Raw genomic sequence first — 24346 nt, forward strand, 5'->3', positions numbered from 1 at the left:
ACGTAGTATCCATCAATTCCCCAATACTATGTTAAAACTCAAGGATTTCTTGCCTTCTTACAATCTGTATTTTCGCTTCTTTAATCTGTTCCATATAATCTTCTACATTATCGTTATAATGCATAGCGTAAAGTTTTTCATATAAATTTAATGGATAATAGCCGAGTACTTCTTGAAGATTGGAATGGACTCCGTTTGTCGTAAAACTAACATCTTGGAAAATGGCTACGGTCTGTTCATTGATATGTCTAAGAATATTAACCATTTGCATATGTTTAATATCTCCGGTGAAAACAAGATTTTGAGCGTCCCATATAATCTTAAATCCGAAGCTAAGTAACCCTTCTACATGGGCGTTCGTCGTTTCAAAAACTGAAAAAGTATATTCTCCAATTTTAAAATCCTTCCCATCATTCAAAAGAATAAAATTACAAAAGTCGTCAACGGTACGTCCTTGGTTTTCAAGCCCGTTACTTAGTAATTTTTTAAGAGGAGATAATAGTTTTTCATGAACGATTATTGTTGTTTTGATAGGTGAATGTTGACCATTTTCAAAATACCAGAAACGCTGCATCACCATTTCCTCTAATCCACCTACATGGTCAAAATGAAGATGAGATATAAATACATAATCAATATCGATATAGTTGAATCCCGCTTCAGATAAGCTATTACGAAGTGTTGTTCCGGCATCAATTAATAGGTATTTTTCGTCTAATTGCATGATATAGTTATTATGGTAGTTGGTTTTTGTAAAAGCACCACCAACACCTAAAGGATAAATTTTCATAAAAAAGCTCCTTTACAATTAATTCAAGTTATATTGATTGTATCAAATAAAGTTGGGGGAATAAAAATTGAACGTTGCCATTTATTGCGGTTCACAAACTGGGAAAAGTATAATTTATACGCAAAAAGCAAAGGAACTAGGGGAACAGTTGGCAAAAGCATCTATTGGCATTGTGTATGGCGGGTCAAATGTTGGTTTAATGGGTGCTGTAGCCGATGCAGCATTAGCTCATAATGGAAATGTGATTGGGATTATGCCAGAACACTTACAAAAAAGAGAAATTGCCCACTTGCATTTAACAGAAATTCACTTTGTTGAATCGATGCATGCACGTAAAAAGAAAATGATTGATCTTTCGGATGCCTTTATTGCATTGCCAGGTGGTTGTGGCACATTGGACGAGTACTTTGAAGTGTTTACATGGGCACAAATTGGTCTCCACCAAAATCCAGTAATTTTGTACAACATTAATGGATTTTATGACGCACTTGTTCAACACTTTGAAAAAATGATTGAAGAAGGATTTATAAGAGAAGAACAAAAGTCTATTTTACAAGTTGCAACAACACCTGAGGAAATATTACAGATTTTAAATAATCATCGTACAACTTTACTAAATGAAGAAGTTTAGAAATTAAACGAGGAAAGCAAGTAGTATGCAATCCTCGTTTATTTTAAAATAAACGCCACTAATAATGGGATTGTCATTAGTAGTAAAACGCCAAAGCTCCATAAAACTTGTTTCGTAGTCGACATGTTTTTAGGGCGAATGCTGATGGTATCGTATAAATCGTTTACTGCCCGTTGTTCTTTCTTATAGAGCATCTTTTGGAATGCATCATAGTCTTCAATATATTTATATGGGGATTCTAACCCGAATCGAATGGCACGAACATCATCTGTTACATCTCGATTATCATGGAAATAAAGAATGGTTGGTGCAAGGCCTCCTGTTGACTTTGCAATGACATCAATCTCATAAGTCGCCATTTTGTAACTAATTTCACCATTTTCTTTTTGGTACTGTGTGACTAATCGATTAAATTTCATAACAATCACTCCCATCCTCATTATGTATTCCTTTTGTAAAATCCCTTCCATTCTCACCGACATTATGTCCAATTCATAAAATTTTATTCGAGTTAAACATGATTGAACTTTTGTAATATATGAGGAATTTGAAAAAGTGCTATAGAATTTCCAAAAACCTATTTAACTTAATTTAATATTCCTTTATCATTATAATTATTACAAAATTCTGTAATTTTTAAGGGGTGTATGTTTTGGAAACAACAACAATTCAGGAGAGATTAATTGCTTTGCCAACTACTGCGATTTCGGATGCAACGGGTGGTCATACGAATCTTCATGCGAGTATTAAACCGTTGTCTGATCATTTTAAAATTGCGGGACGAGCATTAACTGTACGACTTCCAGATGGGGAAAATGGAGCCGTACTAGAGGCAATTAGCAAGGCACAAAAAGGGGATATTTTAGTTATTGATGCAAAGGGAAATACAAATCGAGCAGTTGCAGGAGACTTTGTTATTTCGCTTGCTAAAGGCGTTGGGGTACAAGGATTTGTGGTAGATGGGGTCATTCGCGATATTGCAGCTATCCGAGAGCTAGACTTCCCTGTATTTTCATTAGGAACAACGGTGGCAGCTGGAAATAAACATGGGGGTGGCGTACTAGGTGTACCAGTTTCAGTAGGTGGTGTCACTGTAAACCCAGGAGATTTTATTATTGGAGATATCGATGGTGTAGTTGTAGTTCCTCAAGAAGACGTTGATCAAATTGCAGACGCTGCAGAAGCAAAAGTGGCAAAAGATGAAGCACGTGAAAAAGAAGCTTTAGCCAATGGAGAAGAGTCTATTCGTGCGTATTTAGCAAAAGTAGTAAAATAAAAACTATAACGCATTTAATTTTGTATAATAAAAAGCCGCGAAAAAAATCGCGGCTTTTTCAATCGTATTATTTAGATAATTCAGCAGCATACGCTTCCATTTTTTCTTCATCAAAACGTTTTTCCCATTTCGACATAACGATTGCAGCTAATGAGTTCCCAACAACGTTTACTGCTGTTCGAGCCATATCTAGAATACGGTCAATACCAGCGATAAATGCTAAACCTTCTAATGGAATTCCAACAGAACCTAAAGTTGCTAAAAGTACTACGAAGGATACACCAGGAACCCCTGCAATCCCTTTAGAAGTAACCATTAATACAAGCATTAACGTAATTTGTTCCATTAAACTTAAATCAATACCATACATTTGTGCAATGAAGATTGCGGCAATGGCTTGATATAATGTTGATCCATCTAGGTTAAAGGAATAACCCGTTGGAATAACAAATGACGTAATATCTTTAGGGCAACCCATTTTTTCCATCTTCATCATAATACGTGGTAAAACGGTTTCAGAACTTGATGTAGAGTAAGCTAAAATAAGCTCGTCCTTTAACACCTTAAGTAATTTGAAAATATTAATACCAACGATTTTAGCTGTAAGTCCTAATACAACAACTACAAAGAAGATCATCGCTGCGTAAACTAGGATTGCTAATTTGCCTAATGGAATTAATGATGATAAACCAAATTTTGAAACAGTTACACCAATTAAACCGAATACCCCAAGTGGAGCAAATTTCATTACTGTGTTTGTAACCCAGAACATCGCATCGGCTACACCTTGAGCAACAGCTAATACTGGTTTCCCTTTTTCACCGATTGCCGCAACTCCTAAACCAAACAGTACTGAGAAGAAAATGACTTGTAACATGTTTGCGTTAGCCATTGAGCTGATGATATTTGTTGGAACAATACTAACGATTGTATGTAACAAGCCGCCGTCATGTTCAACAGTTTCAGATGTCTCAACATAAGTTGAAATATCCGTTTGCGTTAATTCATCCATGTTAATGCCGGCACCCGGTTGGAACAAGTTTGCTGCCCCTAAACCAATAATGATGGCAATTGTTGTAATAATTTCGAAGTATAGTAGCGTTTTACCACCAAGGCGACCAAGTTGTTTCATATCTCCTGTACCCGCTACACCAATTACTAACGTAGAGATAATGATTGGAACAACAATCATTTTAATTAAATTTAAAAAGATTGTCCCAAGTGGTTGTAAATATGTTTCAACATTCGGGTTGCCATAAAAAACAGCCCCAACGATAATCCCCAATACAAGACCAATTAAAATTTGCGAAGCTAAACTTAGCTTAAACTTTTTCATTTACTTCCCCCCAATTTTATAATATCTATCTTGCCCATTATAATTAGGATAAGAAGGACTTATAAAATACGACAGAATCCGACAAAATTATTTTGAATTTATATCAGAAAATAATACTTGAATAAACTTTTTTATATTTACCTTTGCTTTTCTAGGTTCATTTTTTTCAATTTGGCGCATTAAAGATCGAATATCCGTAAAGTCAAAGTATCGAGGGGCATAGTATTCAAATTCTGAATTAGTATAGTCGACTATTCCTAAGTTTGCTAAATTAATCATTGCGGCTAAAATGGTTCTGCGTACTCGTTGTTCTATTGCTTTACTTTCTTTTGTAATATCCTCTTGCGTATGCTTTGTAAACGCTGAAACGCGCTCATATAATTCTTTTAAAGGAGGGAGAGGGGCGATTTGTTGTTTGTCTAAAAGTAAGAGCTCAATAATTTGTGTAATATCCTCGCTTCCAACTTCGCCGATTATCCCTAAGTCATTTAAAATTGTTTGAATATGTTCTCGAGATGTTTTTTGTGTATGTTTTAAATTTGGTAAATCAAAATTTGATAAGGATTGGCGAATTGCTAAAATGGAATTTTTTAATCGATATTGTTCTTCTGTTTTACGTAGAACCATTTCAACTTCGATTTTGTTAATAGGCTTATTGATGAAAAATTCAATTCCTTTTTCATAGCTTTCTGCAACCATATCTTTATTTACTACTTGTGAAATCATAATAAAAATCCCCAAAAAATTTTGTTCGCGAAGCTTTTCAATTGTTGCAATTCCATCCAACTTGGGCATAAGTAAATCAATTAATACAAAATCAGGTTGAATCGCTAAGATTTGAGGAATAGCATCTTGTCCATTTTCAGCCTCTCCAATGACCGTTCCGAGCTGACTATTTTCGATAATATTTGTTAACATCATTCGACTTGCACGATCATCATCAACAATAAAATAACGCATTTTTAATTATCCCCTCTATATAACTTATGTGTTGGAATTACTATAGTGAATTTTGTCGTTTCATCGCTTGTAACAGCTATTTCACCTTCCAATCGTTCAATAATTGATTGGACATGGGATAAACCAATTCCAGTGGATGCGTTGCCATCATTGTTAAATTTTGTAGTAAAACCCGCATCAAAAATAATAGGAAGCATTGTTTTAGGAATTCCAATGCCTGTATCTTCTACAGTAATGACTGTTTTGTTTTTAGTTATATTTACTGCAATATTAATTGTACCTTTATCAATTATTGCTTCAATGGCATTTGCTACTAAATTATTTAATAAAGCAAGCAGTGCAATGGGTTCTTCTATATAAAAGTTTTTATTATACGAGACGTTAAAATGGATATCCTTTTTATGATATTCGGTATAGGTTTTATTTCCTGCTGTAATATAATGAAGTAAATTTGATAGTAATGTCGAATCTAATGATTTTGTTGTCGTAATTTTAGATAAGCTCGAATAAATGCGTTGACTATCTTTTTTTACTTCATGAATTTCTTGAGAAATCATAAGTGCCTGTGTACTTAAGTTACTATCTAATGGTTTTAATTGTTTATATAATTCAAAACTAGAAGCTGTAATTTGTTCAATGTGATCCATTGATTTTTTTAAATACATCGTTTCCACATAAAGGTTTGAACCAATCGATAATAGTTGCTGAACTTGTTTCTTTTGTTCAGCAATTGTGATGGTACTATAAATTCCAACCACTGAAAAGCTTCGAATAAATGCGATGGTTATAAATAATATAAACTCCTCGGTATGTATGGTGTGTTTAGTTACAAAAAGTAAAGTAAACGCTTCCTCAATCATATTGCTAATAATTTCAAAGATTGCAGCAAATAAACCTAATGCAAGTGGTTTTGTTTTATATAATTCGATATTCAACTTGTGTAAACAGAAAGCAAAAGAAATGTAAAATAGCGCTGCTGGAAAACGCTCAACAAAGCTCGTTAGTAACTCTTCATTCATAAATAAATAATCTAAACTTACTCGCCATAATACGATTGTAACACCAGTTATAATCCCTGTTTTCAATATAGGGACGGGTTTAATTAGTACGGCTAATAAGAAAATAATTGTCCCCAACCCAAAACGAAAAGGGGCATCTTCAAATGGGACAAGTTTAATTTCACTCCCGATTGTTGTTACAAGGGCTATTAGTATGATGGTAAGTATAGGAGAAAAATTGATATTATTTTTAACGTCCATTTTACAGACCCCTTCAATTTTAAAAATAAAAAAGTACCAAACGTAAAAAGCAGCTTTGTACTTTTAGTTTGATACTATTAATAATAAAAATGTATAATAAAAAATCCGTTACAATAATGTAACGGTTCAAAAGTCATTTTAATAAAAAATGGCGGAGGCAGTAGGATTTGAACCCACGCGCGGTTTAACCCGCCTGTCGGTTTTCAAGACCGATCCCTTCAGCCAGACTTGGGTATGCCTCCAAAATATTATTGTTTTCGACAAAAAATAATATATCATGATTTTTTATTGTGGTCAATAGATTTATTAAGAAAATAAATATTGCTTCCTTATAATAAAAACATTTAATAATCCTGACCTCAATTAATTTTAGACTTATAAATAGTAGAAATATTGAGTAGTTAATAAATTCCTCTGTTAGAATAACTAAACATTGCATTTATACCTCAATATAAAGTATACTAATTTATGCCGTGCTAGGTGGGGAGGTAGCGGTGCCCTGTAACTCGCAATCCGCTCTAGCGAGACTGAACTCCTTCTCTGAGGCTGTACGCATGTAGGGTCTGCCTCTTGCACGTAGCGTTGAAGGTTGGGTCCTGCGCAATGGGAACCCATGAATCATGTCAGGTCCGGAAGGAAGCAGCATTAAGTGGTTTCACCCATGTGCCGCGGGGTAGCCTAACCCGAGCTGGCGACAAGAGTAACGCTTATGTGCGGCAGTCGAAGGAAGGTGCACGGCTTTAATGTGCATAATAACTGCCATATAAGGCATTAGGACAAAATCAACAGTAATTTGTTGATTTTGTCCTTTTTTATTTTTGAAAAGAACATTATAAGTAATTTAACTTCCAAAGCCAATAGAAAAAATTGTTAATATACTGACTACCTAATGTAAAATAAGCAACAAAGGGAAATTTACATATTGCAAGGTGGGGTAGAGAGATATGGATTGGTCATTTAAACAAATTAATAAATTAGCACACATAATCTATGAGGATGAATATATACAGCATTATCATTATCCAGAAATGTTAACGCGATATGATAGTAACTTCATAGAATTTAAACAGATGCCAACGTTGAAGGATTTTAAACGTCACGAGGAGGCATTATATAAATTTCATCGGAAAAATAACCAGCTGCACTTGAAGTTTAAATTTCCTTCAAATGAGAAAATTTCAGGGGATCTTATCTATTATTTAAAGGATAAGGGATATGATATTGGGTTTTTGGAGCTGTATGTAATAGAACCTAGTCGTTTTTTTGTTTCGAAACGTCAAAATATTGAAGTTCGATTCGTCACAGAAGCACAATTAGATGAATTTTTAATTTTACAATATAACCAAGATGTAAAGTACGGAGAAAATTTTGCTCATGAGAAACAACAACTACAACGTCGACAATTTCATGAAGAAGGGATTCATTTTGTAATTGCTTATTATGAAGGAAATCCAGCTGGTTATGTTGAATTGGTAGAGAAGGATCAAACAGTGGAAATTGATAATTTATTTGTTTTGGAAGCTTTCCGCCATAAAGGAATTGGCGGGCAAATCCAAAAAAGCGTCATGGAGAAGTTTCATAATAAAACGGTCATTCTGGTGGCAGACGGTGAGGATACGGCAAGGCAAATGTATCAAAAGCAAGGCTATCAGTATCAAGGTTATCAATATGAAGTAGTAAAGGTTAAAAAGGAATAATTGAACTATAGATCATGCGTATTCGAACAGTCGGATACGTTTTTTTAATATATAAAAACATGTGAAATAAGTACCATCTTCTTGGGAAAAGTATAGATGAAATAAGCATTCCGTAGAATAACCGAACATACGAACATTATCTTAAGAAATTTTTAATTATTTGGATTTTATGGAACTAAAAAGGAAATAAAACGTACCAATTAGAAAGTGGATTACATAAAGGAGTTGAGATTTTGTTAAAGAGAAATGTACTTATTATTTTTTTAATGGCTTTAATTGGTTGTTTTCTTCATATAGAACCTGCCAGTGCTGCACCGAAATTAGATGTAAAAGCTGAAGCCGGGGTATCTAACAAAGTAAAATATTTTACACCATTGCCACTAAAGTTAACCATTACCAATAGTGGATCGGCCTTTTCAGGGGATCTAGTTATTGATGCAGCGGAATCTTATGCAGTAGGTTCAGGATTAGTGTATCCATTAGATATTGCAGAAGGTGAAACAAAAACTGTCAACCTATATTTAAATGGTTTATCAGATGATTACATGTATTCAGGTAATCAGCAAAACAGTTTATTTTCCTTTTATGAAGGTGGAATTGAAGAAGGAGAAATCGTTAAATATTCGGGTAATAAAAATGTACGACCACAATTCCATGAGCAAGAAGCCAATTTTATTTTTACCTTAACTGAAAATCGTGATCGATTAGCGTCATTATTACGATTAAGACAATATTCAACTTACAACGTTGAAGTTTTTAATTTAAATCAACTAAAGGATTATGAATTCCCAAGTGATGCAAAAGGTCTTGAAATTGCAAACATTATTGCAATCGATGAAATAAGTCTTACGGATTTTCAAGAGGAGCAACAACAAGCGATTTTAAATTGGGTTCAACAAGGTGGGAAGCTGTTAATTGGGGCATCTGATCAAGTAGAGGCATCGGCGGGCATTTTTAAAGATTACTTACCTTTAACCATTTCTCAAGAACGCGTTGCAGTATCCCCAGAAAGCTTAAAAACACTTTCGAAAAACGGTAATTTCAAAGAAGGTATTGAAGTATATCAAGCGCAAGAAAAGAGTGGAAGTATCCGCTTGCTTGCAGATGGTAACACAATTTTAGCTTCTGCAACTCAACTTGGGGAAGGTCAAATTATTCAAACAACCTTCTCATTAGGGGATGAACCTTTATCCACAATGGATGGATATCCAAAGTTATTGGCAGAACTATTGAAACTGCAAACAACTACTCCAAACTCACCATATGGAGGCATGTATTATGGTAATTTTAATGATTATTTGCCATATGAAATAGGAAGTGTAAATGAACTTTTCCCATCCTTTGAAGTATCGACTACATTACTAGTTGTTATTGTTATTGTTTATATTTTATTTATTGGACCTCTGCTTTATTTCATTTTAAAAAGAATGGATAAAAGAGAACATGCTTGGTGGATTATACCAGTTGTTTCAGTTGCACTATCACTAGCTATGTTTATGTTTGGTGCAAAAGATCGACTTATGCAATCCCAAATTCAACAATCTGCCTTTTATAAAGTAGAAGGGTCGAATTTAAGTGGTCATTATGTTGAAACCATTTTAACAAATCGTAGTGGAGATTTTACGTTCACAATGGATGAAAATACAACAGCGGTAGCATCACGAAATAACAATTATATGAGTACTTCAGATGTGGTTTTACATGAGAAATCTTATGTGAGAGAACATGCAAATGGTTCAACAATAAGCTTACAAAACTTAAATTATTGGTCCGTTCAATCTGTTGTAGGGCAAACAAAAATTGAAAATGCCGGAAATATGGATATTCAATTAACCGTTTCAAACAACAAAATTACTGGGACAATTAAAAATAACTTCCCATTTAAATTAAACGATGTAAAAGTTTGGTCAGGAACACGTGAAATAGAATTAGGTGAGATTGAACCAAATGGAACGTTAAATGTATCAAAAGAGATCAAAGGGTCTGTCATACTTGCCCCTTCAATTTCGAATTATGGGTATTCACAGCCACAAACTAAAGAAGACTTAGTGCCAATGCGAATTGAAAAGTTAAAATATGCAGCAGGAATGTTAGTACAGCAAGAACGTTTACCGGTGATTACGGCTTGGACGGAAGAAGCACTAGTTGGAATCGAGTTAGATGGAAGCGCTGAGAATTCACCAATTTCTTATATTATTCAACCATTTGAACCGGATGTTGAATTATTAGGTGTATTTTCACTAGGGAAAGATGAATTGCGAAAAACAGTAGAGCCGACATCCAATTCGGGTTATATGGAACTAATTAATGAAGCGACGAATGAGTGGTTTTTAGATAAAGGAGAGTATGATTATACAGTTTGGTTGCCGGGTGAACTGTTAGAAAAATCTACTTGGACTGAAATTCACGTGGCTAATAAAGCATCCAATCAGATTGGAATGGCCATTTGGAATATAAAAACCTCACAATATGAAGACATTAGTGATAAAAGTTTAATACTCACAACAAATTTAGATCAATATATTTCAAATGATGGGCAGATAAAAGTGCTTCTACGTCTAAATAATGAAAACATGGGTGGTTCACCAATTAAATTACCAGATGTGAAAATTAAGGGGGTGGCAAAATAATGATGGTTGATATTCAAGGGTTAACAAAAAAATATGGTTCCTTCACGGCATTAGACAATTTAACTCTATCATTAGATGAAGGAGTTGTATTTGGCTTTGTAGGAGCAAATGGTGCAGGGAAATCCACAACCTTCTCCATTTTAGCCACTCTTCTTTCGCCAACATCAGGGGATGCGTTTATCAATGGAAAAAGTGTTGTACGCGAGCCAAAGGAAGTAAGAAAACAAATTGGCTATATGCCTGACTTTTTCGGTGTATATGACCAATTAAAAGCAGATGAATATTTAGATTTCTATGGAGCGAGCTACGGCCTGTCACATGCGGAACGGAAAGTACTCATTCCTCAACTGTTAGAGTTAGTCAATTTAACGCATAAACGTTACGAATATGTCGATCTACTTTCACGAGGGATGAAGCAACGACTTTGTTTAGCTCGTTCGTTAATCCATGATCCAAAGGTTTTAATCTTGGATGAACCGGCATCGGGTCTTGATCCTCGTGCGCGAGTCGAGATGCGAGATATTTTAAAACATTTAAAGTCATTGGGAAAAACAATTTTAATTTCGTCTCATATTTTACCGGAACTTGCGGAAATGTGTGATGAGATAGGTGTAATTGATAATGGAAAATTAATCGCCCACGGAAATGTCCATGAAATTCAAGGGCAACTTCAAGGGGATAAACGGATTATCGTAAAAGTAGTAAATCAAATAGATCGCGCTCGTGCCTACTTTGAAGAGAATCCACTAATTTCTTCAATTGAACTAAATGAAGAACGAAATGAATTGACCTTCAACTATAGAGGGAAAATGGAAGAACAAGTTCAACTATTAAAGAACGCATTATTAGCTGACATTCCTATTTTCGCATTAACTGAAGAAGAAAAAGATTTAGAAGACGTCTTTATGGCGATTACGAAAGGAGCGGATATAGAGTGATGGAACGCTTTTCAAACCCTGTGTTATTGAAAGAATTAAAATTACGATTCCGCGCCTTTAAAAGCTTTTCAGGATTGATGTTTTATCTGGCAGTACTATGCATTTTCGTAGCTGGATTCCTACTGATCTATACACAATTTTCAGGAACAGGATTTTTCAAACCAAGTGATAGTTTCACGATGTTTGCTGTATTAAGTATTTTACAAATGGGATTAGTCATGTTTATTACACCAGGATTAACAGCAGGTGCAATTAGTACAGAACGCGAGAAGCAAACGTTAAACATTTTACTCACAACAACCCAGAGCTCTACTCAAATTATTCTGGGTAAGCTTGCATCATCTGTCGCGTTTTTAATACTAATGTTAGTGGCTGGACTACCACTTTATAGTCTTGTATTTTTATTTGGTGGTGTATCACCTTCGCAATTTATTATTATTTTCTTATTCTATTTCCTCACACTAATTGCGATTGGAAGTATTGGGATCATGTTTTCAACGATTACAAAGAAAACAATTGTGTCGATGATTGCTACTTATGGTGCCATGATTTTCTTAGGGGGTATCACAGCCTTTTTCTTCTTCATTGGTATGTCAATGGAACAAATGGCAGTGCACTCTGGAAATGTACAAAATGTAACACCCTTTTCCCCAATCACGTATTTTTGGGTGAGTATTAATCCGGGTGCATTGTTGATTACAACATTGTATCCAGAGATGGGAAATGCTCTTGAGTCGGTTGTAGGGATCTCACTACCAATTTGGATTGTGTATTTAATCTTTTATATTTTCATTACGGTAATCTGTTTGTTCATTGCGATTCGTAAATTACGTGCAAATATGAAAACAAATCGATAAGGAGGAGGAGCAATGGAGCCGCGAAATTTATTGATGCGATATGTTCAAAAAGCACAAAAAAGCTTAAACGTAGAGCGAATGGTACCAAGATTACAATATGGACTACTACTTGGGTTAGCTTTAAGTGCGGCGATCCTGCTTGTTTCTCGTTTATTTGTTTTTCCTTATTATCGAAATGTCACAGTTATCGTCGCTTTTGGTGTAGTAGTTATCGTAGTGATTTATATTTGGCTTAAACGGGTGCGAACGAGAGATGCATTACATCAATTAGATCAGTTCTATCCTCATAATGAACTCGTGACGGCTCTTTCGCTTCAAAAAGATGAAAATCCTTTAGTGACTTCATTATTACAAAAGGCTCAAAACGAGACACCAAAAGCCTTTGAACAATTTAAAAAACGACCAAAGCAAATTTGGCTGCCAAAAGCAATAATTGGAATGGTTTTGTTAGGTATCATGATCGGGTTTTTATCAATTTTCCCATCTGCTACCCAGCAAGAAGCCCTTGTGATCGAAAAGGAGCAAGAGGTTATTAAAGACTTAAAAAAAGAGGTAGCGAAATTAGAGAAAAAGACAGACTCGAAAGAAATGAAAAAAGAATTACAAGAGCTGCAAAACAAGCTAAAAGAGATGGAAACATCCGAAGAGGCTTTGCGTGAAGTAGTGAAAAAGCAAAAAGAGTTAAAGCTACAAGAACAAAAATTAAAAGAAAAAGAAGCGTTAGCAAAACAAAATGGTGCTGAGGGTTCAGATGGTTTAACAGCTGAGGAACAAAAGCAGTTAAAAGAACTTATGGAGCTGCAAAACGGTTTAGCAAGTACCGCAAATAATACACAAACAACTTTAAGTAAATTAGGAAAACCGATTAGCTTTGATTTACAAAATGCCATTGCAAGTGAGTTAGGCTCTGAATCTAATTCTGATGCATCGTCTGAATCTGACGCTTCAACTGATGATGGAGATCGCAATGAAAGTGATCAAGATGGCTCCTCGCAACAAGGGAAAGACCAAAATGCCAATCAAGGGAACAATGGTCAAGGAAATGGGGCATCTAACGGAAATGGTCAAGGCCAAGGTCAAGGGAGTGGCTCAGGACAGGGATCTGGTAGTGGTCAAGGTTCTGGAAGTGGTTCAGGAGGTAGTGGTAGTGGTAGTGGCAAAGGAAATGGCAGTGGTGCTGGTTTAGGTCAAGGAAGCCGGGACTTACTGGCAATCCCAGAACGTATAAAAGGCGGAAGTGGTCAAACTGCAGATGGTGGTTCATTGGGTGAGGGTACTGCTGCTGGAGAACAAAAAGGATCCGTACCAATGACGAAAGGAACTATTCGCCCTTATGAAGAAGTGATTGGCCAATATAAAGATAGTTATTTAGAAAGCTCTGAACGCATGCAACTACCAAAAGATTTACAAGATATTGTGCAATCATATTTTTCTTCAATTGAGTCGAATGAGTAAGGGGATGAAATAATGGCTTTTAGCGAGCAACAATATGGTGAGATGAGTGCACAGCTTCAACAAGTAAAACAAGAAATTAGCAAATTTATTGTAGGGCAAGAGGAAGCAATTGATTATACAATTTATTCTATTTTAGCGGATGGGCACGCTTTGTTAGAAGGATTGCCTGGTCTTGGGAAAACGATGTTAATTCGTACGATTTCAGAAGTGTTAGACCTGTCTTTTTCTAGGATTCAATTTACACCCGATTTAATGCCAACTGATATTACAGGAACAAATATTATTGAACGGAACGAAAATGGAAAGCAACAATTTGTCTTCCAACCAGGGCCAATTTTTAGCCAAATGGTATTAGCCGATGAAATTAACCGCGCAACGCCAAAAACGCAAAGTGCCCTATTAGAAGCGATGGGTGAAAAGACCGTTACAATTTTAGGTGATACAAAGAAAATGGCTAAACCATTCTTCGTGCTGGCTACTCAAAATCCCATCGAGATGGAAGGGACATATCCTTTACCAGAAGCGCAAATGGACCGTTTTTTATGTAAAATTTTAGTCCCATACCCTTCTAAATACGAATTAATGGAAATTATGAAGCGTACAACTGGGGCACTAAATATTAAGTTAGAAAAAATAATGAACACGGACAGTTTAGTATTAGCACAAGAAATGGTGAAAGAGGTTTTAGTAGCCGATGAAATGATGGAATATGCCGTGAACTTAGTGGTTGCTACACATCCTGATAATGAAGAAGCACTACCTGATGTGAAACAATACGTAATGTACGGAAGTGGACCACGTGGTTTACAAAGTATTATTAAGTTAGCAAAAGCCCGTGCTGTGACAAGTGGTCGATTCCATGTATCCATTGCAGATATAAAATCCGTTGCAAAGCCTGCTCTAAGGCATCGACTCATGCTGAATTATGAAGGAGAAGCATCTGGTAAGACGGTGGATGACTTAATCGAAACAATTTTAACAACAATTAAACAAGGCGCTCCACTATGAAGCAGTCACCATTAATTTTACCAGATGAATGGATTTCAAAAGTTAGTCGATTGTCTATTGCTACTTCTTCTAAAGTGCGTGGACAGCATAAAGGCTCCCATCGATCACAACGATTTGGTGCATCACTCGATTTCTCCGATTTCCGTGAATACACATTAGGAGACGATGTAAGGCAGGTTGATTGGAACGTCTATGCTCGCACAGAAAAATTCTTTATAAAACGTTTTTTAGATGAACAGGAAATGCGTGTCCACATCCTACTAGATGGTACACGTTCAATGGGTGAGGAAAGGAAATGGTTATTTGCGCGTCAAATTGCAGCTGCACTCGGATTAATGGTGTTGCAACGTGATGACCGTTTATCCTTTTCCTATATAGGCGAACAGAGTGCCATGCCATTTCGAAAAAAAGGTGCGATTTATCGAAAACCATTTTTACAAATTGTCTCGAATTTAGAGGAAGCGCAAGGTACAGGGAATTTTGCTAGTAATGGATTAAAAGTATTACCAAAAGATAGTACGGTGCTCTTCATTATTACAGATGGATTAGAGACCATTGAGCAATGGGAACAATTTTTTAAGCGCCTGCCTCGTTTTGCAGGGGATGTTCGTTGTATTCAAATAGTGACCGAAGAAGAGTTAAACCCGCAATATACTGGTGATGTACGATTAATTGATGCAGAAACAGCACGAGAGGTGAATGTGTCGGTTTCCAATCGAGTACGTGCCAATTATGATAAACTGCGCGCGGAACATGAAGGGCAGTTTAACGCTTTAGCATCACGTTTTGGCATTCGAAAAATTCAATTGATTGTAGAAGATGGTTTTCAAAATGCCCTTTTCCATAAATTATTAAAAGCACATTGGGTACAGTGAGGTGAAGCGCTTTGGGATTTAGTAATTTACTCTTTTTATGGGCAGCAATTCTGCCAGTCATCGTCCTACTCTATTATTTTTTCCGAAAGAAATATAAAGATCAACCAATTTCTTCAACGATTTTTTGGGAAGAAGTAATGCAGGAAACAAAGGCTTCACCTTACTTAAAGCACCTTCAAAAAAACGCTCTACTCTACTTGCAATTATTAGCGCTTATTCTTTTTGTCCTCGCATTAATGAATCCATTTATTAAATCGAATCAAATGGCGGGAGAGCAATTAATCTGGATTGTAGATACTTCAGCGACAATGCTTGCGGGTAAAGAAGAATCAACGTTTGAACAACATAAAAAAGAGATGTCCGAGCTCATTTCCAATCTTAACGGACACCCGGTGACGATTATTACAACGGGTGATGAGCCAAAAACGGTTGTTCGACAAGAAACGAATGTTGCAGCCATTCAAAGCGCCATTAAAGGTTTGGAAGTAACCTATGAAGAGCAACAATTAGCAAAGGCTATTGATGTTGCTCAAGCATTTATTGGTGATATGGCTACTTCCATCTATGTATTTACAGATTCGGTGGAGCGCGGTGAATTGCCTATTGAAAGTGAACGAATAAAGTGGGTTGTCAAAGGCGCAAGTAAGGAGCTAGAAAATGTCGCGATTACACGCTTTGCAGCAACTGCCTTTGGTGATGGCGCTCTTGCTTTAGTTCAACTAACAAATGAGAGTAAACGAGAAAAAGGTGTTCAGCTTTCACTCCTAGATCATGAAGGTAATGAAGTGGCAAAAGAAACAATCCTGTTAAAAGCACAAGAAGAGTTTACGAAGACTTTTGAAAACTTGCCATTATCCCAAGGGTTATCAGCGAATATTCAAGTAGAAGATGATTATGAAGCAGATAATATGATGCTTGCTTTATTGAACAATAATTTTTCACAAATTGTCGTCGATCAACAGATGCATCAACTTGTACAAAAGGGTTTTCAAGCATTAACGAGCAATGTAAAGATTGCGCCATCTGATCAGCTGAAAAGTATGAGCAGTGAGGCGATTATCGTTACAAATCAGACAAAATTATTACAGCAGACTAGTGCGCCAATGGTTTTAATTGGTCGTGATGATGAACTAACAAAAGAGGTAAATAATTTAGTAGATATATCAGATGATGCGTTGTTTGCGTTCAGTAGTTTAGAAGATGTTTATGTGAATGCAGTTTATCCAGGGTTTGATCATTTTGAGACGATTGCAACCATTGGAGAAAATCCATTTATTCAACGCTCATCAAGGGGCGACATCGTAATATTAGCAGATATCCAGTCAACAGATTGGCCTCTACATCCGTCGTTTCCACTATTTTTATGGAGCTTACAAAATGAATTAGTAGAAGGAACGACGTCACTTGGTATGTTTTCACCAAATGAAAGTCGAGCAGTATCCCTAACTTCTGGTGATTGGTCCATTTATTCGGAAGGGGATGAGTATATTGCTTCCTTTACAAATGCCAGTCAATTTAAAGCTCCTTCAAAGCCTGGTTTCTATTCTGTTCGTCTAAATGATGAACAAAAGCAGTTTATTGTGCAGCTTCCAAGCAAAGAACGTACGATTACTGAAGGAACAAGTTTTGAGCTGGGGTCCCTTGAACGTAACGGGGAAGAACAGTCGTCGAAAAAGTCTATTTTAATTTGGTTGTTAATTCCGATTTTAGTTTTACTAGTTATTGAGTGGGAGGTGCAGAGAAGACGTGGATTTACGAATTGATATCCCACTCGCGTTATTACTACTCATTCCTGTAATTGGCTATTTCATTTGGACCTGGTGGCATCATCGTCATCAGTTGAAAAAAAGCCAGTTCGTTGTTTTTGCTATTCGAATTGTCAGCGTTGTCTTACTAATATTTGCAATGGCTTCTCCGTACTTCTTATTACCAGTGAAAGAGGAGCAAGTAGTTTATCTTATCGACCGTTCAGCAAGTGTTGAGGGAACGGAAGAGCAAACTTTAGCATTTATCGAAGAAAGTTTACAAGCGAAAAAAGAGACCCATGAAGTCGGGATCTATTCCTTTGCTTCCAATTTACAAACAGAGTCGATGTTAAGTAACTCGCTAGAACAAGTCCCAAAGTTAAGTGACTTAACAAATAGAGATAATACAAATATTGCGCAAGCCCTTCAACTAACAACGGGTATCGTGGATCGTGAAAAGGCAACTCGTATTGTCCTTTTTTCGGATGGTATTGAGACAAAGGGTGAAGTGTCAGAACAGCTAACGAAATTGGTCGGGTCCAATGTATCGGTGGATGTCGTTACTTTAAGTAAAGATGTGAAAGCAGATATATCGATTCAAAGTTTTACAACTCCGCAAGTAGCCTTTGAAGGGGAACAGCAACAACTCGTAACGGAAGTTGAAGCAACGACGGCAACGACTGGAGAGCTATTTTTATATGAAAATGATCAACTAATCCATAAAGAAACTGTTCAACTAGAAGAAGGAACGAATGTATTTACGTACCGTCATATTGGGAAGTCTGAAGGATTAGTGAAATATGAAGCATTAGTCCAAGTGGGTGAGGACGCCATCTTACAAAATAACAAATTAACGAGTGTAACGATGGTTCAAAGCTCCCCACGTCTACTAATTGTAAGTGATCGAGAAGAAGGTTCTCCGATTGCAGCTGCACTAGGACCAAATTCAATCGCCTACGATGTGAAGTCTTCGAGTGAAATCCCAAGCTCGCTTTCTAGTTATTTACACTACAATGCCATTATTTTTGATAATATTCCGGGGCATTTAGTCGGTGAAGAGAAAATGGGGATCATTGAACAAGCAGTAAAAAACTTTGGTGTTGGGTTTATGATGGTTGGTGGTGAAAATAGTTTTGGTTTAGGAGGCTATTTTAAAACGCCAATTGAACAATTGCTCCCAGTAGAAATGGAAGTAAAGGGCAAACAACAACTACCTTCCTTAGGTTTAGTCATTGTACTAGACCGCTCCGGAAGTATGATGGGTCCTAAAATTGAACTTGCCAAAGAAGCGGCTGCTCGTTCAGTGGAGTTGCTACGTAATGGAGACACCCTTGGATTTATCGCCTTTGATGATCGTCCATGGGAAGTCATTGAAACGGCACCTCTAACGGATAAAGAAGAAGCGGTGAATACGATTTTATCGATTGCTCCAGGAGGCGGTACAGAAATATTCTCATCTCTTGCCTTGGCGTTTGAAAATTTAGCTGACCAAAAACTTCAAAGAAAACATATTATCTTGCTGACAGATGGACAATCTTATTCTGCGGGTAGTTATGAAGAGTTAATTGAAGATGGCAAAGGAAATAATATTACATTATCAACGGTTGCCATTGGTACAGATGCTGATGCCAATTTACTTGAAAGTTTAAGTGAGATGGGTAGCGGGCGTTTTTATAGTGTAGTGGATGAAACAACAATTCCGTCCATTCTTTCCCGGGAAACGGCCATGATTTCACGTACGTATATTGAGGATAATCCGTTTTATCCGACAATTTACAATGCGCAAGGGTGGAATGCATTATTTGCAGAGGGCGTTCCTCAAATGAATGCGTATATCGGAACGACAGCGAAGCAAACAGCCATGGTGGTTGCAGAGAGCGAAAAGGAAGACCCAGTGTTGGCAGAGTGGCAGTACGGTTTAGGGAGAACAATTGCGTTTACTTCTGACTCTACTGGTGCTTGGACAGGTGATTGGGCAAGATGGAGTGAGTGGTCAAACTTTTGGCAAACAGCAATTTCTAAAATGCTCCCAACCTACAATGATATTGTCTACGATATTAAACAAAACGCAGACGGTTCATTCACTATTACAGATCCAACAAATCAAGCCGCCTTTTTAGATGTAGCAGTGGTGGATGAGCTTGGAGAAGAATTAGATGTGCAGGTTGAACCCGTTTCAGCTAGTCAGGTTCGGGTTATGGTCGATGCCAATCCAGGACTTGTATTTTTCAGAATTTCAAAAGATGATGAATCTATTTATCAAGCAGGGTTAACCATTCCTTATAGCGCGGAATATGAATTACACCTACCCAATGAAGCAATGCTTACACAAATTGCAGAAAAAACGGGTGGCAAAGTATTAGAAGAGCCTGAAGATGTATTTCGAGAATTTACAGTAAAAGGTGCAGAACGGCAAAGTATAACAACTTGGCTGGTTCTTGCAAGTATGTTGCTGTTCTTTATTGACATCACATTGAGAAGGTTCGGCTGGGGCTTCTTACAAGTAGTTAGGAAGTCCAAAAAAGGTGTAACGGAAAAACCAGTTGCTGAAGAAGAAACCAATGTGGCGCAAATTCTAAAAGGAATGAAAAAGAGATAAACATTTGGAGAGTCGGTTCAATTGAAACAGGCTCTCCTTTATATTTGGCATAAATTTACATAATACATAACTGAAATTAGATGCAAAAAGTATTCTTTATTCATTTAATTATAGTTAAGTCGTACCATCACTTCGGTAATTCCAAAATTCTTCTTTTTTGTGTGACCAATTTTTCTTACAATGGGAAAAGCTATAATGACTTATGCTATAATAAAAGTTACTAACAGTACGAAACTAGAAGGGGAGGAAAAAGTTGACGTACCAAGCATTTTACCGTGTGTACAGACCGCAAAGTTTTCGCGAAATGTCTGGTCAAACACATGTAAAAAGAACGCTTCAAAATGCTCTCCTAGCAAATAAAACAACGCATGCGTACTTGTTCTCTGGCCCTCGCGGAACCGGGAAAACGAGTACGGCGAAAATTTTTGCTAAAGCATTAAACTGCGAACAAGCTCCGACAAATGAACCGTGTAATGAATGTCCAACTTGCCAAAGCATTACAGAAGGCTCACATCCAGATGTCATTGAATTTGATGCGGCATCCAACTCTCGTGTGGAAGAAATGCGCGATATTATTGAAAAAGTAAGATTTGCACCGGCAGACGCTCGTTTTAAAGTGTATATTATCGATGAAGTGCATATGCTTTCAACAAGTGCTTTTAACGCTTTATTAAAAACGTTAGAAGAGCCACCACCTCATGCAGTTTTTATTCTAGCTACGACAGAGCCTCATAAACTACCAGCAACAATTATTTCGCGTTGTCAGCGGTTTGACTTTAAACGCCTTTCATCAACAGATATTTTTGAACGAATGAAAGTTATTTTAGAAGATATTAATTTGCCGTATGAGGACCAAGCATTAAAAGTCATCGCACAAGCTGCTGCCGGGGGAATGCGTGATGCATTAAGTTTATTAGATCAAGTGGTATCCTTCAGTGGAGAAACACTAACACTTGATAATGCATTGCTTGTCAGCGGTTCGATTAGTCAGGATGTATTTTATGATGTGGTGCAAGCATTAAAAAATAAAGAGATTGCACAAATACTAAATTCAATTGAAGAATTAATTGCAGATGGAAAAGACCCGCTTCGACTAGCAGAAGATTTAATTACATTTTTCCGAGACTTGCTGCTCTTACAAACGAGTAGTGATCTGGTGGAGTTGTTAGAGCTCGTAACGCCAGAAGAAAAATTTGTTGCACTATCCCATGAATTTAGCGCCGATACACTTTATGGATATATCGATATACTAGCTAAGACACAACAAGAAATGCGCTTTTCCCATCATACAAAAATCTATTTAGAAACAGCCCTTTTAAAAATGGTGCAAGTACCAAATAGTGGCGCGGTTACAACAGGAGTAGCTGGTCATGTCGATCCTGGGTTAAACGATAAAGTTATTCAGCTTGAAAAACTCGTTCAACAGTTATCACAACAGCTTGCAAACGGGGCTCAATTAGGAAATACGGCAATGCCGCAAAAAGAGGCTCCTCGTCCACGAGTGAAAACTCAAGGTGGTGGGTATCAGGCTCCTGCAGGACGAATTCGTGAAGTATTGAAGGGTGCTACAAAGCAAGATATTCAAAAAATAAAAAGTGCATGGGCGGAGAGTTTAGGCCAACTGCAAAAATCACAAGCAGCCTTGTTAGCAGAAGCTGAACCTGTTGCGGCTTCTGATAGTGCATTTGTGGTAAAATTCAAGTATGATATTCATTGTCAAATGGTTGCAGAAAACAGAGAATTTACACATCTATTTTCTCAAATTCTTTCACAGAAGACTGGAACATTATATGAAGTATTATGTATTCCAGAAACTCAGTGGGTAACATTGCGTGAAAACTTCATTAAAGAAAATGGTTTAAATCAGAAAAAGGAACACACTGATGAGGGAACATTGGTTCAGGAAACAGTTCACGAACAACCATTTATTGAAGATACGTATGAAATCGCTTCTGAAGATCCATTAATTACAGAGGCTGAGAAAATGTTTGGAAAAGATTTTGTTGAGGTTGTGGATGAGTAAAAAACTCGAAAACCATCAATTATTAATTTAAATATGAGGAGGAACTAACTAATGCGTGGTATGGGTAATATGCAAGGTATGATGAAAAAAATGCAAAAAATGCAAAAAGAAATGGTGCAAGCACAAGAGGAATTAAATGCAAAAGAATTCGAAGGTGCTGCTGGCGGTGGAATGGTAAAAATCACATTAAATGGCCAACGTGAAGTATTAAAAGTTAACTTAGATCCATCTGTAGTAGATCCGGATGATGTAGAAATGTTAGAAGATTTGCTTGTTGTTGCAACAAACGAAGCTTTAAAGAAAGTAGAAGAAACAACAAATTCAACAATGGGTAAATTCACTCAAGGATTAAACCTTCCATTCTAGGAGGATAAACAATGTACTACCCTGAACCAATATCAAAGCTAATCGATAGCTTTATGAAATTGCCAGGTATCGGCCCGAAAACTGCGGCTCGACTGGCATTTTTCGTTTTAACAATGAAGGAAGACACTGTACTATCTTTTGCAAAGGCACTAGTCGATGCAAAACGAAATTTAATGTATTGCTCCGTTTGTGGGCATATTACAGATGTGGACCCTTGTCAAATTTGTTCTGATAAGCAACGTGATAACTCCATTATCTGTGTTGTGCAAGATCCGAAAGATGTAATTGCAATGGAAAAGATGCGTGACTATCATGGACTGTATCATGTACTACATGGAGCCATTTCACCAATGGATGGTGTAGGACCAGAAGATATTAACGTATCCTCATTATTAACGCGATTACAAGATGAACAAGTTCAAGAACTAATCTTAGCGACGAACCCAACCATCGAAGGGGAAGCAACAGCAATGTATATTTCACGTCTTGTAAAGCCATCAGGTATCCGTACAACAAGAATTGCCCATGGTTTACCTGTTGGAGGCGATTTAGAATATGCGGATGAAGTGACGTTATCAAAGGCAATTGAAGGAAGACGCGAACTATAATGAAGTGAAAATCTTTGAACTTGAACAAATACGTAGCTATAGTGGCTAGCTGCTCGAAAACTGTAACTTCCACAAGACATATTTAAAAGTGGAGTTGTTAAGTTAAGTTTTTGCAGGGCTGCTTACGCTTTTTTGATTCGGAACCAAACAAAGTGAGTGTCGTTATATGATTTTTAGACGAAAAGGTAAGTTGAAGAAAGAATACGATGAAAAGTTAGTTCGTCTTATAAAAGAGACAAAAGATGATTGGAATAATGCGAGGGTAATTGAAGACCTTTTAGATGACTATGACTTAGACGTCATTGCACGTCGCCAAATAGCTGAAAGTATACACTTTTACTTATTTAAAGAAGCACGAATCCGAAAAATAATTCTTAAATGAATATACTAAGAGTAGCTGCAAACGCATATCTTCCTTATGAATGCATTAATTTGGGGGAGATATGATTGATGACATATGTTGTGATCGGAACTGTTTGCGTGCTACTCTTTTTTGGTGTCTTAATAGGAAGGAAAGTTGGCTTTGGTGTAATGTTTGAAAAGTTAGCATTGCTTTGGTTTAAGCTAGCATGCTCTTTTGCACTGTTATACATAGCCCATATTATTGTGGATGGATATGATATCGTAGTGCCAGTGAACTTATTTTCAGCGCTAACAATTACGATTCTAGGTTTACCAGGTATATTATGTATCGGGGTTTTAACAGTTTTTCAATAATCTATTATAAAATTTGTTGCTTTATTTTTTAGAAGGTGGTATAGTTATTAACGCTGCTTCGACAGTATCAAAAAAATACTTTTATCATCAGATTTATGTTGATGCTCATTATCTTATGTTAGTACAATGGATAAGCTATCGGAGTAAAAAACAGCTTTGATCATAACAAAAGTAGTTGACATAATAATGGTATAGGTGATATACTATAAAAGTTGCACAAGAGATTGTGAAAAAGTGTTGACAACAGATTGTTATAGTGATATAGTAATTTTTGTAACAATAAATGAACTTTGAAAACTGAACAACAAAACGTTAATGAAATAAAGTTTCTCATTAAGTTGAGAAACACAATTTGGACATCATAATTGATGCCAGCAAGAAATTTGAGCTAATCAAATTTTCTCTTTTATGGAGAGTTTGATCCTGGCTCAGGACGAACGCTGGCGGCGTGCCTAATACATGCAAGTCGAGCGGACCTTAAGGAGCTTGCTCCTAAAGGTTAGCGGCGGACGGGTGAGTAACACGTGGGCAACCTGCCCTATAGTTGGGGATAACTCCGGGAAACCGGAGCTAATA

The 24346-nt window shown here is 36.6% G+C and carries 21 protein-coding genes, 1 tRNA gene, 1 rRNA gene and 1 other RNA gene; 18 read left to right on the forward strand and 6 right to left on the reverse strand.

All coding sequences use genetic code 11. From position 1 onward, the window contains the following. Positions 1-31: 31 nt before the first annotated feature. Positions 32-790: an MBL fold metallo-hydrolase gene (locus EK386_RS17060; protein ID WP_126660387.1), complete on the reverse strand. Its 759-nt coding sequence runs from the start codon at positions 788-790 to the stop codon at positions 32-34. 67 nt (positions 791-857) lie between these two features. Here EK386_RS17060 and EK386_RS17065 point away from each other — a divergent pair, with 67 nt between their 5' ends. Then, positions 858-1421, forward strand: a complete 564-nt coding sequence (locus EK386_RS17065; protein WP_218939075.1) for an LOG family protein — start codon at positions 858-860, stop codon at positions 1419-1421. 38 nt (positions 1422-1459) lie between these two features. Here EK386_RS17065 and EK386_RS17070 read toward each other — a convergent pair whose 3' ends face one another. Beyond that, positions 1460-1840, reverse strand: a complete 381-nt coding sequence (locus EK386_RS17070) for a sodium:proton antiporter (RefSeq protein ID WP_126660388.1) — start codon at positions 1838-1840, stop codon at positions 1460-1462. 233 nt (positions 1841-2073) lie between these two features. Here EK386_RS17070 and EK386_RS17075 point away from each other — a divergent pair, with 233 nt between their 5' ends. Next, the gene (locus tag EK386_RS17075; RefSeq protein ID WP_126660389.1) at positions 2074-2697 is read left to right on the forward strand and encodes an RraA family protein; all 624 of its coding nucleotides are present in this window, start codon (positions 2074-2076) and stop codon (positions 2695-2697) included. Between the two features lie 67 nt (positions 2698-2764). On the opposite strand, the gene gltP is transcribed toward EK386_RS17075, so the two are convergent. The 4 genes from gltP to EK386_RS17095 form a co-directional block, all read right to left on the reverse strand. Continuing rightward, on the reverse strand, positions 2765-4033 hold the full coding sequence (gltP, locus tag EK386_RS17080) for a glutamate/aspartate:proton symporter GltP (RefSeq protein ID WP_126660390.1): 1269 nt from the start codon (positions 4031-4033) through the stop codon (positions 2765-2767). Positions 4034-4120: 87 nt separating this feature from the next. Next, entirely contained in the window at positions 4121-4993 is an 873-nt protein-coding gene (locus EK386_RS17085) for a response regulator (protein ID WP_126660391.1), read from the reverse strand. Between the two features lie 2 nt (positions 4994-4995). Beyond that, positions 4996-6252 carry an ATP-binding protein gene (locus EK386_RS17090; RefSeq protein ID WP_126660392.1) on the reverse strand — a complete coding sequence of 419 codons (1257 nt, stop codon included), beginning with the start codon at positions 6250-6252 and terminating at the stop codon, positions 4996-4998. Positions 6253-6401: 149 nt separating this feature from the next. Continuing rightward, positions 6402-6494: transfer RNA gene (locus tag EK386_RS17095), tRNA-Ser, on the reverse strand. Between the two features lie 229 nt (positions 6495-6723). Between EK386_RS17095 and ffs the strand changes: the two genes are divergently transcribed. The 16 genes from ffs to EK386_RS17170 all read left to right on the forward strand — a co-directional run. Beyond that, positions 6724-6990, forward strand: an RNA gene (gene ffs / locus EK386_RS17100) — signal recognition particle sRNA large type. Positions 6991-7196: 206 nt separating this feature from the next. Further along, positions 7197-7949, forward strand: coding sequence for a GNAT family N-acetyltransferase (locus EK386_RS17105; protein ID WP_126660393.1), 753 nt, complete (start codon positions 7197-7199; stop codon positions 7947-7949). 233 nt (positions 7950-8182) lie between these two features. After that, on the forward strand, positions 8183-10579 hold the full coding sequence (locus tag EK386_RS17110; protein ID WP_126660394.1) for a DUF8725 domain-containing protein: 2397 nt from the start codon (positions 8183-8185) through the stop codon (positions 10577-10579). A 2-nt stretch (positions 10580-10581) separates the two neighbouring features. Next, complete coding sequence (locus EK386_RS17115) at positions 10582-11517, forward strand: ABC transporter ATP-binding protein (protein ID WP_126660408.1); 936 nt, start codon at positions 10582-10584, stop codon at positions 11515-11517. Continuing rightward, the gene (locus EK386_RS17120; RefSeq protein WP_126660395.1) at positions 11514-12374 is read left to right on the forward strand and encodes an ABC transporter permease; all 861 of its coding nucleotides are present in this window, start codon (positions 11514-11516) and stop codon (positions 12372-12374) included. Before EK386_RS17115 ends, EK386_RS17120 begins: the two co-directional genes overlap by 4 nt. Positions 12375-12386: 12 nt before the next feature. Beyond that, positions 12387-13829 (forward strand): DUF8809 domain-containing protein, encoded by a 1443-nt coding sequence (locus EK386_RS20260; protein ID WP_158674462.1) that lies wholly within the window; start codon positions 12387-12389, stop codon positions 13827-13829. Positions 13830-13841: 12 nt separating this feature from the next. Then, positions 13842-14837 (forward strand): AAA family ATPase, encoded by a 996-nt coding sequence (locus EK386_RS17125; protein WP_126660396.1) that lies wholly within the window; start codon positions 13842-13844, stop codon positions 14835-14837. After that, positions 14834-15712, forward strand: a complete 879-nt coding sequence (locus tag EK386_RS17130; protein ID WP_126660397.1) for a DUF58 domain-containing protein — start codon at positions 14834-14836, stop codon at positions 15710-15712. Before EK386_RS17125 ends, EK386_RS17130 begins: the two co-directional genes overlap by 4 nt. Positions 15713-15723: 11 nt before the next feature. Beyond that, complete coding sequence (locus EK386_RS17135) at positions 15724-17475, forward strand: vWA domain-containing protein (RefSeq protein WP_126660398.1); 1752 nt, start codon at positions 15724-15726, stop codon at positions 17473-17475. Beyond that, positions 17459-20056, forward strand: coding sequence for a VWA domain-containing protein (locus EK386_RS17140; protein ID WP_126660399.1), 2598 nt, complete (start codon positions 17459-17461; stop codon positions 20054-20056). The genes EK386_RS17135 and EK386_RS17140 overlap by 17 nt, the downstream gene beginning before the upstream one ends. Before the next feature lie 253 nt (positions 20057-20309). Then, positions 20310-22079 (forward strand): DNA polymerase III subunit gamma/tau, encoded by a 1770-nt coding sequence (gene dnaX / locus EK386_RS17145; protein WP_126660400.1) that lies wholly within the window; start codon positions 20310-20312, stop codon positions 22077-22079. A gap of 51 nt (positions 22080-22130) precedes the next feature. Then, entirely contained in the window at positions 22131-22445 is a 315-nt protein-coding gene (locus EK386_RS17150) for a YbaB/EbfC family nucleoid-associated protein (protein WP_126660401.1), read from the forward strand. Positions 22446-22456: 11 nt separating this feature from the next. Beyond that, a complete protein-coding gene (gene recR, locus EK386_RS17155) occupies positions 22457-23053 on the forward strand; it encodes a recombination mediator RecR (RefSeq protein ID WP_126660402.1) in 597 nt (198 codons plus the stop codon). Between the two features lie 166 nt (positions 23054-23219). After that, positions 23220-23435, forward strand: coding sequence for a YaaL family protein (locus EK386_RS17160; protein ID WP_126660403.1), 216 nt, complete (start codon positions 23220-23222; stop codon positions 23433-23435). A gap of 68 nt (positions 23436-23503) precedes the next feature. Then, positions 23504-23770: a pro-sigmaK processing inhibitor BofA family protein gene (locus tag EK386_RS17165; RefSeq protein ID WP_126660404.1), complete on the forward strand. Its 267-nt coding sequence runs from the start codon at positions 23504-23506 to the stop codon at positions 23768-23770. Positions 23771-24175: 405 nt separating this feature from the next. Then, positions 24176-24346: ribosomal RNA gene (locus EK386_RS17170) — 16S ribosomal RNA — on the forward strand; the annotation flags it as partial.

It is taken from the genome of Lysinibacillus antri (genome assembly GCF_003977595.1).
GTDB classification, from domain to species: domain Bacteria; phylum Bacillota; class Bacilli; order Bacillales_A; family Planococcaceae; genus Ureibacillus; species Ureibacillus antri.

Bases quoted from the DNA above. Each gene is read 5' to 3' on its own strand.
- EK386_RS17060 (WP_126660387.1), bottom strand. From the start codon at position 790: ATGAAAATTTATCCTTTAGGTGTTGGTGGTGCTTTTACAAAAACCAAC.
- EK386_RS17150 (WP_126660401.1), top strand. From the start codon at position 22,131: ATGCGTGGTATGGGTAATATGCAAGGTATGATGAAAAAAATGCAAAAA.
- EK386_RS17105 (WP_126660393.1), top strand. From the start codon at position 7,197: ATGGATTGGTCATTTAAACAAATTAATAAATTAGCACACATAATCTAT.
- EK386_RS17070 (WP_126660388.1), bottom strand. From the start codon at position 1,840: ATGAAATTTAATCGATTAGTCACACAGTACCAAAAAGAAAATGGTGAA.
- EK386_RS17160 (WP_126660403.1), top strand. From the start codon at position 23,220: ATGATTTTTAGACGAAAAGGTAAGTTGAAGAAAGAATACGATGAAAAG.
- EK386_RS17125 (WP_126660396.1), top strand. From the start codon at position 13,842: ATGGCTTTTAGCGAGCAACAATATGGTGAGATGAGTGCACAGCTTCAA.
- EK386_RS17090 (WP_126660392.1), bottom strand. From the start codon at position 6,252: ATGGACGTTAAAAATAATATCAATTTTTCTCCTATACTTACCATCATA.
- EK386_RS20260 (WP_158674462.1), top strand. From the start codon at position 12,387: ATGGAGCCGCGAAATTTATTGATGCGATATGTTCAAAAAGCACAAAAA.
- EK386_RS17085 (WP_126660391.1), bottom strand. From the start codon at position 4,993: ATGCGTTATTTTATTGTTGATGATGATCGTGCAAGTCGAATGATGTTA.
- recR (WP_126660402.1), top strand. From the start codon at position 22,457: ATGTACTACCCTGAACCAATATCAAAGCTAATCGATAGCTTTATGAAA.
- EK386_RS17115 (WP_126660408.1), top strand. From the start codon at position 10,582: ATGGTTGATATTCAAGGGTTAACAAAAAAATATGGTTCCTTCACGGCA.
- gltP (WP_126660390.1), bottom strand. From the start codon at position 4,033: ATGAAAAAGTTTAAGCTAAGTTTAGCTTCGCAAATTTTAATTGGTCTT.
- EK386_RS17130 (WP_126660397.1), top strand. From the start codon at position 14,834: ATGAAGCAGTCACCATTAATTTTACCAGATGAATGGATTTCAAAAGTT.
- EK386_RS17165 (WP_126660404.1), top strand. From the start codon at position 23,504: ATGACATATGTTGTGATCGGAACTGTTTGCGTGCTACTCTTTTTTGGT.